The sequence below is a fragment of the Stenotrophomonas sp. Y6 genome, from assembly GCF_022436665.1.
GTDB classification, from domain to species: domain Bacteria; phylum Pseudomonadota; class Gammaproteobacteria; order Xanthomonadales; family Xanthomonadaceae; genus Stenotrophomonas; species Stenotrophomonas acidaminiphila_A.
Map to the genome: position 1 here is coordinate 19426 of NZ_JAKUKB010000001.1, position 17075 is coordinate 36500.

At 67.0% G+C, this 17075-nt stretch carries 14 protein-coding genes and 1 pseudogene; 9 read left to right on the forward strand and 6 right to left on the reverse strand.

Going from position 1 to position 17075, the window contains the following annotated elements:
* Positions 1–74: 74 nt before the first annotated feature.
* The 7 genes from MKP15_RS00100 to MKP15_RS00130 all read left to right on the forward strand — a co-directional run bounded on the left by MKP15_RS00100 (position 75) and on the right by MKP15_RS00130 (position 11224).
* Positions 75–1460, forward strand: a complete 1386-nt coding sequence (locus MKP15_RS00100) for an MBL fold metallo-hydrolase (RefSeq protein ID WP_146384940.1) — start codon at positions 75–77, stop codon at positions 1458–1460.
* Positions 1457–2974, forward strand: a complete 1518-nt coding sequence (locus MKP15_RS00105) for a thymidine phosphorylase family protein (protein ID WP_146384938.1) — start codon at positions 1457–1459, stop codon at positions 2972–2974. Before MKP15_RS00100 ends, MKP15_RS00105 begins: the two co-directional genes overlap by 4 nt.
* The gene (locus MKP15_RS00110) at positions 2971–3885 is read left to right on the forward strand and encodes a ribose-phosphate diphosphokinase (RefSeq protein WP_096209550.1); all 915 of its coding nucleotides are present in this window, start codon (positions 2971–2973) and stop codon (positions 3883–3885) included. The genes MKP15_RS00105 and MKP15_RS00110 overlap by 4 nt, the downstream gene beginning before the upstream one ends.
* Positions 3882–6344: a xylulose 5-phosphate 3-epimerase gene (locus tag MKP15_RS00115; RefSeq protein ID WP_240211423.1), complete on the forward strand. Its 2463-nt coding sequence runs from the start codon at positions 3882–3884 to the stop codon at positions 6342–6344. Before MKP15_RS00110 ends, MKP15_RS00115 begins: the two co-directional genes overlap by 4 nt.
* Positions 6289–7962, forward strand: a complete 1674-nt coding sequence (locus tag MKP15_RS00120) for an AarF/UbiB family protein (protein WP_240211424.1) — start codon at positions 6289–6291, stop codon at positions 7960–7962. The genes MKP15_RS00115 and MKP15_RS00120 overlap by 56 nt, the downstream gene beginning before the upstream one ends.
* 63 nt (positions 7963–8025) lie before the next feature.
* Entirely contained in the window at positions 8026–10101 is a 2076-nt protein-coding gene (locus MKP15_RS00125; RefSeq protein ID WP_240211425.1) for a heavy metal translocating P-type ATPase, read from the forward strand.
* Positions 10102–10120: 19 nt separating this feature from the next.
* On the forward strand, positions 10121–11224 hold the full coding sequence (locus MKP15_RS00130) for an acetate/propionate family kinase (protein ID WP_036196077.1): 1104 nt from the start codon (positions 10121–10123) through the stop codon (positions 11222–11224).
* A 36-nt stretch (positions 11225–11260) separates the two neighbouring features.
* On the opposite strand, the gene MKP15_RS00135 is transcribed toward MKP15_RS00130, so the two are convergent.
* From MKP15_RS00135 to MKP15_RS00150, 4 genes are all read right to left on the reverse strand, one after another.
* On the reverse strand, positions 11261–12460 hold the full coding sequence (locus tag MKP15_RS00135; protein ID WP_017355170.1) for a hypothetical protein: 1200 nt from the start codon (positions 12458–12460) through the stop codon (positions 11261–11263).
* Between the two features lie 94 nt (positions 12461–12554).
* Positions 12555–12767, reverse strand: coding sequence for a GDCCVxC domain-containing (seleno)protein (locus MKP15_RS00140; protein WP_080354540.1), 213 nt, complete (start codon positions 12765–12767; stop codon positions 12555–12557).
* Complete coding sequence (locus MKP15_RS00145) at positions 12760–13047, reverse strand: heavy-metal-associated domain-containing protein (RefSeq protein ID WP_017355169.1); 288 nt, start codon at positions 13045–13047, stop codon at positions 12760–12762. The genes MKP15_RS00140 and MKP15_RS00145 overlap by 8 nt, the downstream gene beginning before the upstream one ends.
* A gap of 8 nt (positions 13048–13055) precedes the next feature.
* Positions 13056–13412: a mercuric transporter MerT family protein gene (locus MKP15_RS00150; RefSeq protein WP_017355168.1), complete on the reverse strand. Its 357-nt coding sequence runs from the start codon at positions 13410–13412 to the stop codon at positions 13056–13058.
* A gap of 41 nt (positions 13413–13453) precedes the next feature.
* Between MKP15_RS00150 and MKP15_RS00155 the strand changes: the two genes are divergently transcribed.
* Positions 13454–13879, forward strand: a complete 426-nt coding sequence (locus MKP15_RS00155) for a MerR family transcriptional regulator (protein WP_017355167.1) — start codon at positions 13454–13456, stop codon at positions 13877–13879.
* A gap of 41 nt (positions 13880–13920) precedes the next feature.
* On the opposite strand, the pseudogene MKP15_RS00160 reads toward MKP15_RS00155, so the two are convergent.
* Both MKP15_RS00160 and MKP15_RS00165 read right to left on the reverse strand, forming a co-directional pair.
* Positions 13921–14046, reverse strand: a pseudogene (locus MKP15_RS00160) (MerR family DNA-binding transcriptional regulator); the annotation flags it as partial.
* A gap of 15 nt (positions 14047–14061) precedes the next feature.
* The gene (locus MKP15_RS00165) at positions 14062–16563 is read right to left on the reverse strand and encodes a heavy metal translocating P-type ATPase (protein ID WP_240211426.1); all 2502 of its coding nucleotides are present in this window, start codon (positions 16561–16563) and stop codon (positions 14062–14064) included.
* Between the two features lie 173 nt (positions 16564–16736).
* Between MKP15_RS00165 and MKP15_RS00170 the strand changes: the two genes are divergently transcribed.
* Positions 16737–17006 carry a hypothetical protein gene (locus MKP15_RS00170; protein ID WP_240211427.1) on the forward strand — a complete coding sequence of 90 codons (270 nt, stop codon included), beginning with the start codon at positions 16737–16739 and terminating at the stop codon, positions 17004–17006.
* The last annotated feature ends 69 nt before the right edge of the window (positions 17007–17075 follow it).

Genomic DNA, 17075 nt, shown 5'->3' on the forward strand with positions numbered 1-17075 from the left:
ACGCGTCCGGCGCGATCTGCGTCGGACGTGTGCCCGCTTTCCGCCATCACTTCCTGCCAGAACCGGAGCTCATCATGACCTCGACTTCCCGCCCGACGCTGCAGTTCCTCGGTGCCGCCGGTACCGTCACCGGATCGCGCTACCTGGTCGAGGCCAATGGCCAGCGCGTGCTGGTCGACTGCGGTCTCTTCCAGGGCTACAAGCAGCTGCGCGACCGCAACCGGGCACCGTTCCCAGTCGATCCGGCGTCCATCGACGCGGTGGTCCTGACCCACGCCCATCTGGATCATTCGGGCTACCTGCCCGCGCTGGTCAAACAGGGATTCCGCGGCTGGATCCACTGCACCCACGCCAGCGTGTCCCTGTGTGGCCTGCTGCTTCCCGACAGCGGGCACCTGCTTGAAGAAGAGGCGAAATACGCAGCCCGCAAGGGGTACTCCAAGCACAAGGAACCTCGACCGCTTTACACCGAGGAGGACGCCCGCCGCAGCCTGAAGCAGCTCAAGGGGCATGACTACGAGCGCGACATCGAGGTCGCGTCGGGCTTCAAGGTCCGCTTCCATCCCGCCGGCCACATCCTGGGCGCCGCACACCTCAGCTTGGACGTCCAGGGCCAGCGTCTGCACTTCAGTGGCGATCTGGGGCGTCAGCAGGAATCGCTGATGAATCCGCCCACGCCGCTGCCCGCCTGTGACGTGCTGGTCTGCGAGTCCACGTATGGCGACCGCGAACACATTCCCATCGACCAGGAAGCGGAACTGGCGCCCATCATCCGCCGCGTTGCCGCCCGCGGGGGCGTGATCGTCATCCCCGCCTTTGCCATCGGCCGCGCCCAGGCGCTCATGCTGCATATCTCCCGGCTGCGCGAGCGCAAGGAGATTCCCCGCGTGCCGGTCTACCTCAACAGCCCGATGGCGATCAACGCGACCCGGCATTACCACGCCCACCATTCCGAACACCACGTGTCCGAAGAGGACTGCCAGCGGATGTTCGACGTGGCCACCTTCGTCAACACGGTGGAAGAGTCGAAGGCGCTCAACCGCCAGCGCGGGCCGATGATCATCATCTCCGCCAGCGGCATGATCACCGGTGGACGCGTGCTTCACCACATCGAGGCGTTCGGCCCCGATGACCGCAACGCGATCCTGCTCGCCGGCTACCAGGCCGGTGGAACACGCGGTGCCGCGCTCGCGGCGGGCAAGCCCAGCTTGCGCATGTTCGGTCGCGAGGTGCCCATCCGCGCCGAGGTGGTGCAGTTGCAAGGCTTTTCCGGCCACGCCGACGCCGGGGAGCTGCTGGACTGGATGCGCACCGCGCCATCCGCGCCGCGCGTCGTCTATCTCACCCATGGCGAGCCCGATGCAGCCGACACGTTGCGCGGGCGCGTGCAGCGCGAGCTGGGCTGGCGGGCGCGCGTGCCCGAGCATCTGGAGCGCGTGGGACTGGAGGATGCGCAATGACCGGGCAGGCCGCAGGCCATACCCGCCTGCGCGTCACCCGTGCCGGCATCGACACCTACCAGCAGCCGGTGGTCTACATGCATCGCGACTGCGAAGTCTGCCGCTCGGAGGGCTTTGCCGCGATGACACGCGTGAGGCTGGACGTGGACGCCCGCACGTTGGTGGCGACGCTGAACGTGGTTGTCGACGATCGGCTTGGCCTGGATGAGATAGCCCTGTCGGAGGCCGCGTGGACGCTGCTGGATCCCATGCCCGATGCCTTGGCCTGGGTCGGGCATGCGGAACCCGCGTCGTCGGCAGGCGCGCTCCGGGCCAAGGTATTCGGCGCGCGGCTGGACGACGCGCAGTACCTTGCCCTGGTGCAAGACGTGATGGAAAGCAGGTTGTCGGACCTGGAGCTTGCCGCGTTCGTCACAGCCAGCGCCGGCGACCGCCTGGACCACGCGGAGACGACCGCGCTGACGCGCGCCATGATCGCCGTCGGCCAGCGCCTGGACTGGGGCGAAGGGCCGGTGCTGGACAAGCACTGCGTGGGCGGCCTGCCGGGCAATCGCACCACCCCGATCGTGGTGGCCATCGTGGCTGCGCTGGGCTACCGCATCCCGAAGACGTCCTCGCGCGCGATCACGTCGCCCGCGGGCACCGCCGACACCATGGAGGTCATGGCGCCGGTGGCGCTCGATCTGGCGGCGATGCGCCGGGTGGTGGAGCGCGAGGGCGGCTGCATCGTCTGGGGTGGCAACGTGCGCCTGAGCCCGGCCGACGACATCCTGATCCGGGTCCAACGGCCACTCGACTTCGACAGCGACGGCCAACTGGTTGCCAGCGTGCTGTCAAAAAAGATCGCCGCGGGTTCAACCCACGTCCTGATCGACATGCCAGTGGGTCCGACCGCCAAGGTGCGTGGCGAGGCCGCGGCCCACAGCTTGGGCACGCGGCTTGGACACACCGGCGCTGCGCTTGGACTGCACTTGGGGATCCATCGCACTGACGGCACCCAGCCGGTGGGTCGGGGAATCGGCCCGGCGCTCGAGGCGCACGACGTGCTCAAGGTGCTGCGCAACGCGGCCGATGCACCCGCCGACCTTCGCGAACGCGCACTTGCGCTGTCCGCGGCGCTGCTGGACATGGCAGCGGGCAGCAACGCCGGCACCGGACTGGAGCGCGCGCGCGGCGTGCTGGATTCCGGGGCGGCGCTGGCCAAGTTCCTGGCGATCTGCGAGGCCCAGGGAGGCTTCCGCGAACCGCGGCGGGCAGCATTCACCGCCGACGTCCCGGCAACCGCATCGGGTCGGATCGCGGTGATCGACAACCGCAGGCTGGCCAAACTGGCCAAGCTGGCCGGCGCACCGACATCCCCCACCGCCGGCCTCGAAACCGGTCTGCGGATCGGCGATACGGTCGAGCGGGGACAACCTCTGCTCACCCTGCATGCGGAGTCGCCGGGAGAACTGGCCTACGCCCTGGAGCACGCCGTGACGCTGCAACCTTTTGTGCTTGGAGAGGTTCCATGACCCGTGTGCTGATGCCATTCCCGGCCGATGCAGTGTTGGCCGGCAACATCAACCAGCCCCTGCAGGCGCGCATTGCACCCGTGGCTTGGCGGCACTTCCCAGATGGCGAGTCGCTGGTCACCCTGGACGACGCACTGGCCGGAGCCGATGTGGCGCTCCTGGCCAGCCTGCGCAACGCCGATGCCACGGCCCTCCCGTTGCGCTTCGCCGCCCGGACCGCGCGCGAGTTCGGGGCTCGTTCGGTCGGCCTCATCGCACCCTACCTGGGGTATATGCGCCAGGACACCCGCTTCCATCGCGGCGAGGCGGTCAGTACACCGCTGTTTGCGCAATTCCTCGAAGAGGCTTTCGACTGGCTGGTGACCGTGGACCCGCACCTGCACCGCGTCGAGCGCCTGCAGTCGCTCTACCGCATTCCGACGGTCCACGTATCGGCGACGCCGGCCGTGGCCCGCTGGATCGCTGAGACCGTCCCCGACGCTGTGCTGATCGGCCCTGACAGCGAGAGCGAGCAGTGGGTAGCGGACATCGCCGCCCTGTCCAGCATGCCCTACCAGGTGCTGGCCAAGGAGCGGCACGGCGACTACGACGTGCGCGTCAGCCTGCCCGACCCGGCAGCCGTGGCTGGTCGGACTCCGGTGCTGATCGACGACATCGTGTCGTCCGGCCACACGATCCTGGAGACCCTCGCACACCTGCGCCGGTTGTCGTTGCCGTCGCCGTTGCTGGTCGCCATCCATCCGGTGTTCGCAGGCGACGCCTATGCCCGCCTGCAGGAGGCGGGCCTGGCCCGCATCGTCAGCACTGACACCATTTCCCACCCCTCCAACGCCATCGCGCTGGGTGCGGACCTCGCCGCCGCGGCATCGACCCTGATGACCGCTTCGACCGATTCCCCGGAGGACCCATGAACCTGCATCTCAACTGCTGCACCGCCGACCAGCTGTCGGCCGCCGAGCGCCAGCGGATCCTTGAACTCGCCGACGCCCACCGGCAGGCCGATCCCGCGTTCGCCCACTGGGCGGCCGGCTACGGGGTGATCCGACATGACCCGCTTACCCAGCTCCGGGTCCGCCAGATGGTGCACGAGCTGGTCGCCCTGGGCCGCACGCCGGATGCCGGCACCGCGTGGCAGCGGCTCGCCGCGGCCGACCGCGTCACCAGCGCCGGCATGTGGCTGGTGGCGCACATGACCTACAGCCAGCGCGTTCGTACCGACGGCGCGGCCCTGGAGGTCGATGATTTCAAGACCACGCCTGAAGGCCACACCGGCGGGTCCCTCAACATGGTGCCCGCCTACGCCGGCTACCTGCTGATAGATTCCCTGGATGGCGTCACCCGCGCGTGGATGATGGGCCAGGGGCACTGCGTGGCCGCCATCGACGCGCTGAACGTGCTGGTTGGCAACATGACCGACCGGCACGCCGAACGTTACGACCGCACCGGCGAAGGGCTGAGCCGGTTCGTAAGCGACTTCTATGCCTACACCCTCAATCCGGACGGAACGCCGGCGTCGCCCCTCGGCTCCCACGTCAATGCGCACACCGCCGGGGGCGTGATGGAAGGCGGCTATCTCGGCTTTGCCGAGCTGCAGTACGTGCATGCGCCGCTCAAGGATGAACGCCTGGTCGCCTTCCTCAGCGACGGTGCGTTCGAGGAACAGCGTGGCAGCGACTGGGCGCCCCGCTGGTGGCGCGCCGAGGACAGCGGACTGGTCAGCCCGATCATCATCCTCAACGGGCGCCGCATCGAACAGCGCAGCCAGATCACCCAGCAGGGCGGCGAGCGGTGGCTGGACCGGCACCTGCGATTGAACGGCTTTGATCCGATCGCGCTGGACGGGCGCGATCCGGCCAGCATCGCGTGGGGCATCCACGTGATGGAGTCGCGCCTGCAAGCGGGCGCCGCTGTTCCCGCCGACGTGCGGCTGCCCTATGGCATCGCCGAAACCGTCAAGGGCTTCGGCTTCCCCGGCGCCGGGACCAACGCCTCGCACAACTTGCCGCTGCCGGGGAATCCGGCGAAGGATGCCGCGGCGCGCACGCTCTTCAATGAAGGCGCAGCGGCGCTATTCGTGGCCGCGTCGGAGCTCGAGCAGGCCGTTGCCGCACTCAACAGCCACGATCTCCAGCAGCGGGTGCGCGAGCGCGACCATGCGCTGGCCGATCGCCAGGTGGAACCGCCCCGCGTCCCGGCGATCGCCGACCGCGGCGCCGGCGGTGAGAGCTCGCCAATGACCGCACTCGACGAGCAGTTCGTCGCCATCGCCGAGGCGAATCCGGGACTGCGGGTGCGCGTGGGCAATCCCGATGAGCTGCGCAGCAACAAGCTCGACCGGACCCTGGACGCGATGAAGCACCGGGTGCACGAGCCCGAGCCCGGCGTCGCCGAATCGCCAACCGGCGCGGTCATCACTGCGCTCAACGAAGAAGCCGTGGTCTGCGCGGCGCTCGGCAACAAGGGCGGGCTAAACCTGGTGGTCACCTACGAGGCGTTTGCACCGAAGATGCTCGGCGCCGTACGTCAGGAACTGATCTTCGCCCGCCACCAAGCCCAGGCCGGGCGCCCACCCGGCTGGCTGGGCGTGCCCCTGGTGCTGACCTCGCACACGTGGGAGAACGCGAAGAACGAACAGTCCCACCAGGATCCGACCATGGCCGAGGCACTCATGGGCGAAATGGCCGACATTTCGCGCGTGGTGTTCCCGCCGGACGCCAATGGCGCTGCCGCCGCCCTCGCCCGCGCCTACGCGCAACGGGGCACGGTCACCACACTGGTCGTTCCCAAGCGTCCGGTGCCTCATGAGCTGACCCCGCAGCAGGCCCAGGCACTGGCCGAGACCGGCGCAACATGCCTCGCCGGCGATCCGGAGACGGCGGCGATCCTGCTGGTGGCCACCGGCGCGTACCAGCTGCAGGAAGTGCGCCGCGCACAGGCGCGTCTGGCCGCACGCGGAATGTCGGCCGCGATCGTCTATCTCGCCGAACCCGGCCGATTTCGCGCCCCGCGCGATCCGGAGGAGGCAAGGTACGTGCACTCCGACAGTGCGGTCCAAGCGCTGTTTCCGGTGGGCCGGCCGCGCGTATTCGTTACCCACACCCGTCCGGAGCCCTTCCTCGGTGCGCTGCGCCGACTCGACACCGGCCCCACCACCACCGCGGCGCTGGGCTTCGTCAACCGGGGCGGCACACTGGACGTGCCGGGCCTGCTGTTCGCCAACCGCAGCACCTGGGCGCACGTGGTTGACGCGGCTGCGGGCGTCCTCGGCGAGTCCCGCGACAACCTGCTGTCCGAAGCGGAGCTGGCGGCCGTGGATGGTCGCGGCGATCCGACCGCCATCCTGCGCGCGGAAGCGGGGCCGGCATCGTGAGCCGGCCGGCCAGGACCTCGCGCTGATGGCGGGCACGGTGCGCCGCGGAGGCCAGATCGCCTGGGCCGGACTGACTCTCGGGGTCGCGGTGTTGCGCCTGCGCCGACGCAGACCCGAACGGCTTCCCGCGTACGTCAGCGCCACCCTGGTGGGGCTGGGTACCACCTTCGTCAAGCTGGGCCAGGGTTTGAGCCTGCGCTGGGACCTGCTGCCGGCGCCCTATCGCGAGGCATTGTCGCGGTTGCACAGCGACGTGCCGGCATTTCCTGCTGACCAGGCCAGACACATGGTCGAGCAGGCGTTCGGCGCCTCCGTCGAAGAGCTTTTCGCCAGCTTCGATGACCATCCGCTGGCCGCCGCGTCGGTGGCTCAGATCCATCCGGCACGCATGCATGACGGTCGCGACGTGGTCGTCAAGGTCACCCGGCCCGGCATCCACGCTCAAGTGCAGGCTGACCTGCGGCTGCTTCGACGCACGCTGCGCGTAGCCCAGTGGATCTGGCCGCCTCTGAAGCGACACCGCCCCCTCGAACTGGTGGACGAGCTGGGCGCATTCCTGCGCGATGAAATCGACATGCGTCACGAGGCGCAGAACATGCGCCGCATGGCGAAGGTGCTCGATGCCCTGCCCGGCATCACACAGCCACATGTCGTTGAGCCCTACGCCACCCGCGACGTGCTGGTCCAGGATCGTAGCCACGGCACCCGCCTGGAAGCCGCTTATGGAACGGCGGCGGCTCCCGCACTGGCAAGGGCGCTGCTCGGTGCCTACGTGCATCAGCTCTTCGGCGCCGGCGTCTTCCATGCGGACCCGCACCCGGGGAATCTGTTCTTCTTTGACGACGGTCGCCTGTGCCTGCATGACTTTGGCTCGATCGGCGTGCTCGTCCCTGCATCCCGGCTCGCGCTCGGCGGCATGGTCGAGGCCATTGCGGCCGACGACGCCGAGGGCGTGCTGGATGCAGCGATCGCCATGGGCTTCTTCCCGCCGCAGGTCGACCGCCGCTCGCATGTGCGCGAGATCCACCTGATCCTGGCCGAGATGGCCAGCCGTCCGCTGGCGCAGTGGTCCATTGCCGAGGCAATCTGGCGCGTGGCACGCATTGGGCAGGGCGCTGGCTTCCGGCTTCCGGCCCACCTGCTGTCCCTGATCCGGACGCTGTTCCTGGTCGAGAACACGCTGCGGGCGCTGGATCCGGATCTGGACCTGCTGGGGACGCTGTCCGCGCAGGCGGCCGCGATCGCCGACATTGCCGAAGCCAGCCGCCCCAGCGGCAACAGGCCGCTTGCCATGCGGCTGGCCCGCACTGCGCGCCAATTGCCACAGATCGCCACCGACCTGTTGCGGCAGGCGCAACTGAGCGACGGACGACCCGCCTTCTCCGTACACCACCATGGCCTGAGTTCCACGCAGGAGGCAATCGCGCGCACGGGCAACCGGCTGGCGTTGGCCCTGGTCACCTTGGGCCTGTACGTAAGCGGTGCGCTGTTGAGCCTGCATTCCGACGGCCCGCAAGTGTTCGGTCACATGCCTTTCCTGGCTATGGTGGCTTTCGCTGCTGCGGGATTGCTCTCACTGCGGCTGGTGATGGCCATCGCCAGATCGGGACACTTGTAACAGAACACTGATCTATCTCCCCGCTGGTGCCCGGCGCATCAGTGCATCCAGGAAGGCAGACCCATGACGCAACACAATCATCATCATCAAGATCATCAGGCGCGCGGCGAGCAACAGCCGCATCCCCGCACGGGTGCTGAAGGTGACGTCCATGCCGGGCACGACAAGCACGCCGGCCACAGCGTGGCGAGCTTCCGCGACAAGTTCTGGCTCACGCTGCTGCTGACCATCCCCACTCTGATCTGGAGCGGGATGATCCAGCATTGGTTCGACTACACCGCACCACAGTTCCCGGGGTCGGCGTACATCCCGGCGGTGTTCGGCACGATCGTGTACTTCTACGGCGGCTCGCCGTTCGTCCGCGGCGGATACCACGAGCTGAGAAATCGCCTGCCGGGCATGATGACGCTGATCTCGCTTGCGATCACCGTCGCCTTCTTTTACAGCGCGTTGGTCACGCTCGGCGTTGTCGAGGGCTTGGACCTGTGGTGGGAGCTGGCGACGCTGGTGGCGATCATGTTGCTCGGCCACTGGATCGAGATGCGTTCGATCAACCAGGCACAGGGCGCTCTCAAGGAACTCGCGAAGCTGCTGCCTGATATGGCGGTGCGGTTGGATGAGGCCGGTACCGCGAAGGAAGTCCCTGTCGCGGAACTGAAGCGCGGCGACCTGCTGCTCATCAGGCCCGGCGCGAGCATTCCCGCCGACGGCGTCGTGAAGGAAGGGACCAGCGCCGTCAACGAAGCGATGATCACCGGCGAGTCCAAGCCGATGGACAAGTCGACGGGCGACCGGGTGATCGCCGGCACCGTCAACGGACAGGGCTCGTTGCGTGTCGAGGTGACGGGAACCGGCGACGAGACCGCGCTCGCGGGTATCATGAGGCTCGTCGAGCAGGCCCAGACGTCGCGCTCGCGCGCCCAGGCCCTGGCGGACCGGGCGGCGTTCTACCTCACGATCATCGCCATCGTCTCCGCCGCGGTTACCGCCATTGTCTGGCCACTCCTCGGTCGACCGTGGAGCTTCACGATCGAGCGCGTAGTGACCGTGCTCGTGATCGCCTGTCCCCATGCGCTAGGTTTGGCCATCCCGCTGGTGACCGCCATCTCGACCACGATTGGCGCACGGAACGGCCTGCTCGTGCGCGATCGACGCGGCCTGGAAGAGGCCCGTTTGCTGAACACGGTCGTGTTCGACAAGACAGGCACGCTCACGCTCGGTTCGCACCGCGTCGTGAAGACCACTGCCGCCGATGGACTCACCGACGACGAGGTGCTTCGCGTGGCCGCGTCGGTCCAGCGCGACGCTGAACATCCGATCGCGCAGGCGCTGATGACCAGCGCCAAGGAACATGGCATCGACGTTCCGATGTCGCAGGACTTCGAGTCCATGCCGGGACGCGGCGTGCGCGCAGTCGTCGAGGAGCGCTCGCTCCACGTTGGCGGGCCGGGTCTGTTGAGAATGCTCGCGGTCGAACCGCCGGAGACGCTTCGGCGGGCTGCCGAATCAGCGGCAGCCGATGGTCAATCTGCAACCTACCTGGTGGAAGGCGACCGGGTGCTCGCCGTGTTCGCGATCGCTGACGCCATCCGTCCCGAATCGTTCGATGCGGTCAAGCGTCTGCACGACGAAGGACTGGAGGTTGTCCTGCTGACGGGTGATTCCACGGCGGTCGCAAACGCGGTCGCGAAGGAACTCAACATCGACACCGTCTTCGCCGAGGTATTGCCCGAGGACAAGGTGGCAAAGATCGAGGAGCTGCAGGCCCAGGGCAAGCGCGTCGCGATGGTGGGTGACGGTGTCAATGACGCTCCGGCGCTGCTCACGTCCGACGTCGGCATCGCCATCGGCACAGGGACGGACGTCGCGGTCGAGGCCGGCGACGTCGTACTCGTGCGCAGCGACCCGCGCGACGTGCCAGCGATCATCGAATTGAGCAAGGCCACCTATCGCAAGATGATCCAGAACCTGTGGTGGGCCGCCGGCTACAACATCGTCGCCATCCCTCTCGCCGCTGGCGTTCTCGCCGCATGGGGGATCCTGCTGCAACCTGCGCTTGGGGCAGTGCTCATGTCGCTGAGCACCGTCGTTGTGGCAATCAATGCGCAGTTGTTGCGCCGGGCGGTGCGGTCCCCATGAACATGATTCGGGGACACCTGTGACCACGCGCCGGCTTCTTGCACTCAACGTTGGCTCGTCCACCCTCAAGGGCGCGTCCTATCTGTTCAACACTGAGGGACACGGCGCGCAGTCTCGTCTGCTCGAGCGCTCCCGGGCCGAAATTCCAGTCGGCGTGGATGCGCAGGAGCGCCTTGCCACCCTGCTCGAGGCATTGTCGGAGCCGTGGCCCAGCCCCGACGTGGTGGTGCACCGAATCGTACATGGCGGTGACCTGCACGACGCCCGCGAGCTCGACGAAACCGTGCTCGCGAAACTGGATGCATTGGTGCCGTTCGCACCCTTGCACCAGCCGGTAGCCCTCGCTTTCGCGCGTGCCGCGCGCATGCGTTGGCCGCACGCGCGCCAAGGCGTGGCCTTCGACACCGACTTCCACGCGTCGCTCGCGCCCTGGAGCCGGCGCTTGCCTGTCCCTGAAGCATGGGATGCGCTGGGCATCCGCCGCTACGGTTTCCATGGACTCGCCTTTGCCTCCGCGCTCCGCATAGTGGCCAGCCACGACGCTGGAATCCTGAAGGGCCGCGCTGTCTTCGCGCATCTGGGGGGGGGCTGCAGCGTCTGCGCCGTCGAGGGCGGCCGCAGCCGCGACACCACCATGGCGCTCACTCCGCTGGGTGGAATCCCGAGCCCTACCCGCTCCGGAGATCTCGATCCCGGCGCGTTGCTGTATCTGCTGAGGCATGAACGCCTGGATGCGCAGGCGCTTGAAAACGGCCTGTACCGCAGTGCAGGCCTTGCCGGAATCGCCGGCCATGGCGACATGCGCGTGTTGCTGACGGATCCCGGCCCGCAGGCCCAGCTTGCCGTGGAGCTCTTTGCAGTCCGGATTGCGCAGTCCATCGCGGCCATGGCCACGGCAATTGGCGGTCTCGACCATGTCGTCTTTTCCGGCGGCATCGGCCATCGCGCGCCGGTTTTGCGGGCTCGCATCGTCGCGCGACTGGCCTGGCTCGGCCTGGCGCTGGCACCTGACGTCAACGATGCTGGAGCCACGCGGATCGACCGCGGGGGCGGGCCGAGCATATGGAACGTCGCGATCGATGAGGAGCGCGAACTGGCTGAATCGGCACTCGCCTGGCTGTAGCCACGACACGCCCCAAGGGTCGGCTCCGGTGGGGAATCACTCCTCGATCCGTGACGACGTGAGCACCGCTGCGAATCCACCACCGGGGGTGCGCATGTTCGTGGTCTGGCCCTGGTACAGCCTGGCCGCGAACAACAGGACACCCGCCTCGGACGCGAAGCAGCGCACATCCGCCTTGAGGGACTGGCCCCCATGCACGATCCGCATGCTCGGTGGCGCGAAGGCCTGTGCGATGTAGGTCGCCGACGCCATAGACGCCCAAGTCCGCCGGGTCAACTTGTCGCCCCGATAACTCCCACGGCTGCCAAACCCTGCTGCAGGCTTGAAGAAATATCCGTTGCGCACTGCCCACAACGCATCCCGGTTCGCGGGCACGAGTTCGACCGTGGGCGGGATCACCTGGCCCAGCAGTGCCGTCGAACCCGCATCGACCCCGAACCCGCCGAGCAGAGCCGGGTCCCCGAGCACCGCAAGGTTGCGCTTGTCGGCAAACAGCGCGTGTGCTCGGGGATGCGGCATCAGCGCGACGTCCCCTGCCAGGTAAGCCTCACGAATGTCTGCATGCGAGGCATCCTCGAGCGCGAAATCGGTCAACCGGTTGTAGACAGTGTCGATTCGACCGTGGGCATCCTCAAGCCCGTCCGAACCAAACGACAAATCCTCGGGAGCGCTGATCACGCAGTCCACGCCATGGTCCCGAAACGCGTTCGCGTACAGCACAAACTCGGGGTAAAGGAACTGCGCTCGCGGAGTGCTGTCCACGATGGCCAGGCGCGACGGCGTGCGCCCGGATTGCTGCCGAGCATCCTCCATCCAGGCCGTGACGGCCGCATCACGCGCTTGGGCCGCGTTGGTCCAGGTGGCCCATGCTGGCGGCGCGCAAGACCGCACGGCATCGAGCAACAAGGCATTGAGGAGCAGACCGCCTGGATTGGTGTTGACCTCGATCAGCCGCGGGCCATCGACCGTCAGGTGAAAGTCCAGACCCAGGACGCCCCCCGCCGAACCCGGATCATGGGTTGCAATGTCAGGGGCCCATTGCAGGACCCGTTGGCTATATCCCGGGTTTCCTGCGACGTCGAAGACCGCCGCCGCGACTCGTCCCATGGCCTCCAACGCGGGCCGATCAACGAACAAGGCATAGGGTGAAAATAAGTGCGCGTGTACGGCGGGATCAGTCGTGAACTCCGGAAAGGCACCCCGGATCGACTCGTGCAGACGGAGGATGTCGACCACTTCGCATGCACACCGCTGGTTGAGCGGCGCGCTTTCCAGGGTGGCACAGTCGATCTCGCAGCCTGTCTGTCCAACTATTATCGGAGTCCGCGGTTCAACCACAACAGGGATTGTTCTGTTGGATCGGTGGACATGGCACTGTTCCGAACGAGCAGAACACACAGCAGTCGCCTTGATGCGGACGCAAAACCGCTCCACAGCCCGTGCACTCATAGAAGAATTGACACGCTGTGATGGGCATTGTCTCGGTCGCCCGATGGCCGCACTCCGGGCAGGTCAAGATGCTTTCCAGCTTGACGTCACTCACCGCCAGTCCGCACCTTGGCCGGGAAGCCTGCTTCCGTGACTGCACGCGCGATTCCGGCTGCATCCGTCTGGCTCGATTCGAACGTCACCGTGACTGTTTCAGCCCGGGTGTCCACCTTCACATCGGCCACGCCCGGCACCTTCTCCAGCGCCTTCCTGATGGTGATGCCGCAGGCGGGACAGGTCATGTTCTCAGCATCGAGCATCACTACGGTTGCGGGCGTCGCAAGAGCGGCACCGACCGACAGAGCAGCCACCAGGGCCAGTATCCACTTGTGCATCGCGCCTCCTACAGAATCCAGACGATGTAATAGGGAAACAGCAGCAACAGGACGATGAGGGCTGTCGCCAACCAGAGCCAACGTCGCCTGCGTCGCAGAGCGTCCGGGGCGATGCAACTGCCATCCACACCGCACCGTGCCGCCGGTCGATACAGCATCCAAAACGCCACGGCCAAGGACAGTACGGCGGCGGCGCTGAACCAGGGCCTCAAGGGATCGAGAGCTGTCAGGGTGCCGATCCAGGCGCCACTGATGCCCAGCAGGACCAGCACCAGCGGCACGACGCAGCAGACCGATGCGCCAATGGCGGCGATGCTCGCGCCAACGATGGCTGGAACAGACGATTTGGCCGGGGTTGTTTGCATCAGAGCATACTAGCCTCTGTACCTAGGTACGGAGTCAAGCCGTGCGTCCGAACACGTTTACGATCAGCCGGCTGGCGGCGGCGGCCGATGTGCACGTCGAAACCGTGCGCTACTACCAGCGGCGTAGGCTGCTGCGTCAACCCGAGCGACCCATAGGAGGCGTGCGTCGTTACGACGAAAACGATGTCAATCGGCTTCAGTTCATCCGGCGCGCTCAGATGATGGGATTCAGCCTCGACGAGATCGCTGGCCTGCTAGAGATCACAGGCGAAGGTTCTTGCGAGCAGACCCGTCAGCTGACCGAGCGAAAGCTCGTCGATGTCCGTCTACGAATCCGCGAGCTGCGACAGCTGGAGAGGGATCTCGAACAGAAAATAGCGCGGTGCGCCCAAGTGCCGGCGGGAGAGTGCTGCCCAACCCTCGATTTTCTGGAGCGGCCAATAAAGCCAGCTGCGACAGGCAGTTAGCTCACTTTCGGCCCGTTTTTACACGAATCCCTGCCGACCCTCGACTGCGTGTAGGCGCGGTAGCCCGCGTCGGTTCGGTTCGCCGGCGGGATCAGGCCGATTTCCTCGTAGTAGCGGATCATCTTGGCCGAGACCTTCGATGCCGTGGACGCTTCACCGATGTTCATGGTCGTCCTCCTTTCTCAATGTGAAGCCGCGGAGGCCGTATCCAGCGGCGGCTGGAAGCGGCGCAGGCGCAGTGCGTTGCCGAGCACGAACACGCTCGACATGCCCATGGCCGCAGCGGCGAATACTGGCGACAGCAGCACGCCCCAGGCCGGGTACAACGCCCCGGCGGCCACGGGGATCAGCGCCGTGTTGTAGGCGAAGGCCCAGAACAGGTTCTGGCGGATGTTGCCGATGGTGGCCTTGGACAGCGCGATGGCATTGGGCACGCCCTGCAGGTTGCCGGACATCAGCACCACGTCGGCCGATTCCACTGCCACATCGGTGCCGGTGCCGATCGCCAGACCCACGTCGGCCTCGGCCAGCGCAGGCGCATCGTTGATGCCGTCGCCCACATAGGCGATCTGGCCGTGGGTGGCCTTCAGCCGGCGCACCGCCTCGACCTTGCCCTCGGGCAGCACCTCCGCCACCACCTCGTCGATGCCCAATTGCCTGGCGATGGCCTGCGCCGTGCGCGCGTTGTCGCCGGTGATCATCGCCACCTTCAGGCCGAGCTGGTGCAGGGCCGCGATGGCGGCGGGCGTGCTGGACTTGATCGGATCGGCAACCGCGATGATGGCGGCCAGCCGGCCGTCGATGGCGGCATACAGAGGCGACTTGCCTTCGTTGCCCAGCCGCTCGGCCGTGCCGGCGAAGCCGCCGACGTCCAAACCCAATTCGCGCATGAAGCGATCGGCACCCACTTCGACACGAACCCCATCCACGGTGGCGCGCACCCCCATGCCGGTGACCGAATCGAAATCGGCCATGGTCGGCAGCGTGGTGCCTCCCTCCGTCGCAGATTCGACGATGGCCCGGGCGATCGGGTGCTCGGAACGCGATTCCACGGCAGCGACCTGCATGAGTACCTGCCTGCGGTCGAAGCCGGGAGCGATCTCCAGGTCGGTGAGCACCGGGCGGCCTTCGGTGAGCGTGCCGGTCTTGTCCACCGCGACCACCTTGGCGTCTCGAAGCAACTGCAGCGCCTCGCCCTTGCGGAACAGCACGCCCATTTCCGCGCCGCGGCCGGTGCCGACCATGATGGACGTGGGCGTGGCGAGCCCCATGGCGCAGGGGCAAGCGATGATCAACACGGCCACCGCGTTGACCAGTGCGAAGGTCAGCGCCGGGGACGGCCCGAAGATGAGCCAGGCCAGGAACGTCAGCGTCGCCGCCAGCATCACCGCCGGCACGAACCACAGTGTCACCTTGTCCACCACGGCCTGGATCGGCAGCTTGGAGCTTTGCGCCTGCTCGACCAGGCGGATGATCTGCGCGAGCATCGTCTGACCACCCACGGCGGTGGCGCGCAGCGTCAGTGCCCCCTTCTGGTTGACGGTGCCGCCGACCACCGGCGAGCCGATCGTCTTCTCGACGGGGATCGGCTCGCCGGTGATCATCGACTCGTCCACGAAGCTGCGGCCCTCGGTCACCTCGCCATCGACCGGCACCCGTTCGCCGGGACGCACCTCCACCATGTCGCCCAACGCCACATCTTGGATCGGGATATCCACCGCGCGGCCATCGCGCAGCACGTGCGCTTCCTTGGCCTGCAGCTTGACCAGCCGCTTGATGGCCTCCGAGGTGCGGCCTTTGGCGCGCGCCTCCAGGAACCGCCCGAGCAGGATCAGCGCCACGATGACCGCGGCTGCTTCGTAGTAGACGTTGACCGTTCCCGCCGGCAGCAGGTTGGGGAGGAAGGTGGCCACCACCGAGTAGCCGAACGCCGCGGCCGTGCCGACCGCGACCAGCGAATTCATGTCCGGCCCCAGGCGCATCAGGGCCGGGAAGCCTTTCGTGTAGAAGCGCCGTCCAGGGAAGGCCAGCACCAGCATCGTCAGCACGAACTGCAGATACCAGCTCTGCTGGATGCCGATGGTGGACTTGATCCAATGGTGCATCCCGGGGACCAGGTGCGAGCCCATTTCGAGCACGAACACCGGCAGCGCCAGCACGGCGGCCAGGATCAGGTCGCGCTTGAGTCCGGCCCGTTCGGCGTCTTTCTTCTCCGCAGCCTCGTCGTCGGCCTGGGCGCTGTTATCGACGGCACGTGCCTCGTAGCCGGCTTTCTGGACCGCGGCCACCAAGGCATCCATCGAGGCCGTTCCGCGCACGGTGGCGCGCTCGGTCGCAAGGTTAACGGCAGCCTCTGCAACGCCGGGCACCGCCTTGAGCGCCTTTTCGACACGGCCCACGCACGAGGCGCAGGTCATGCCCTCGACCGCCAGCTCCACGGCGCTGGCAGGCACCTCGTAGCCCACCTTCTCCACGGCCTGGATCAGCGCCGCGCGATCCACCGGGCCGGCCAGGCGAATCTCCGCTTTCTCGGTGGCAAGGTTGACGGACACGCTGTCCACGCCCTCGACCTTGGTCAGGGCAGCCTCCACGCGGCCGACGCAGCTCGCGCAGGTCATGCCCTCGATGGGCAGACTGATAGGGGCTAACGCGGCCCGGCTATCTGAGATGCTTGGCGTGCTCATGGTTTACTTTCCATAGTTGAAGTCCGACATGGGCATAGCTTGCGGCTTACCATCGTGGGAAGGTAAAGCACTATGTTGCAGATGGCACTGCCCACTGTCGATGGCTGCAACTTTGTCGGTCCCGGGAAGGCAGGGACGGCCTTCCAAGGATAGGAATCAGCACGAGCGCGACGATGGTCACCCGGCGGACGGGGATGACGCCCCCGCCTGTGCTTCAACGGGTTCCTGCTCACCCCGGCCCGCGGGCAATCCCGCTCATCGCTCGAATTGAAGATCGCTCGCTGCTCACCGGCATCTTCTACGTGCTCGCATACAGCGGCTTCTTCTGGCCCATCCTCGTCAACGTCCTTGCGCCAGCGATCCCGAAGACTGCGATGTTCGCTCTCTCGGCAGCCGTTGGCCTTGCCACCGTGATCCCCGTGCGCAAGCAGCGGATCGGATGATCCGAAACCATTGCATATCGTGCCGCAGGTCACTTCTGAACCAGCGACGCGCGGCATCTGGCGGCATGG

Bases quoted from the DNA above. Each gene is read 5' to 3' on its own strand.
- MKP15_RS00165 (WP_240211426.1), bottom strand. From the start codon at position 16,563: ATGAGCACGCCAAGCATCTCAGATAGCCGGGCCGCGTTAGCCCCTATC.
- MKP15_RS00105 (WP_146384938.1), top strand. From the start codon at position 1,457: ATGACCGGGCAGGCCGCAGGCCATACCCGCCTGCGCGTCACCCGTGCC.
- MKP15_RS00150 (WP_017355168.1), bottom strand. From the start codon at position 13,412: ATGCAAACAACCCCGGCCAAATCGTCTGTTCCAGCCATCGTTGGCGCG.
- MKP15_RS00125 (WP_240211425.1), top strand. From the start codon at position 8,026: ATGACGCAACACAATCATCATCATCAAGATCATCAGGCGCGCGGCGAG.
- MKP15_RS00170 (WP_240211427.1), top strand. From the start codon at position 16,737: ATGGTCACCCGGCGGACGGGGATGACGCCCCCGCCTGTGCTTCAACGG.
- MKP15_RS00120 (WP_240211424.1), top strand. From the start codon at position 6,289: ATGGTCGCGGCGATCCGACCGCCATCCTGCGCGCGGAAGCGGGGCCGG.
- MKP15_RS00115 (WP_240211423.1), top strand. From the start codon at position 3,882: ATGAACCTGCATCTCAACTGCTGCACCGCCGACCAGCTGTCGGCCGCC.
- MKP15_RS00100 (WP_146384940.1), top strand. From the start codon at position 75: ATGACCTCGACTTCCCGCCCGACGCTGCAGTTCCTCGGTGCCGCCGGT.
- MKP15_RS00110 (WP_096209550.1), top strand. From the start codon at position 2,971: ATGACCCGTGTGCTGATGCCATTCCCGGCCGATGCAGTGTTGGCCGGC.
- MKP15_RS00145 (WP_017355169.1), bottom strand. From the start codon at position 13,047: ATGCACAAGTGGATACTGGCCCTGGTGGCTGCTCTGTCGGTCGGTGCC.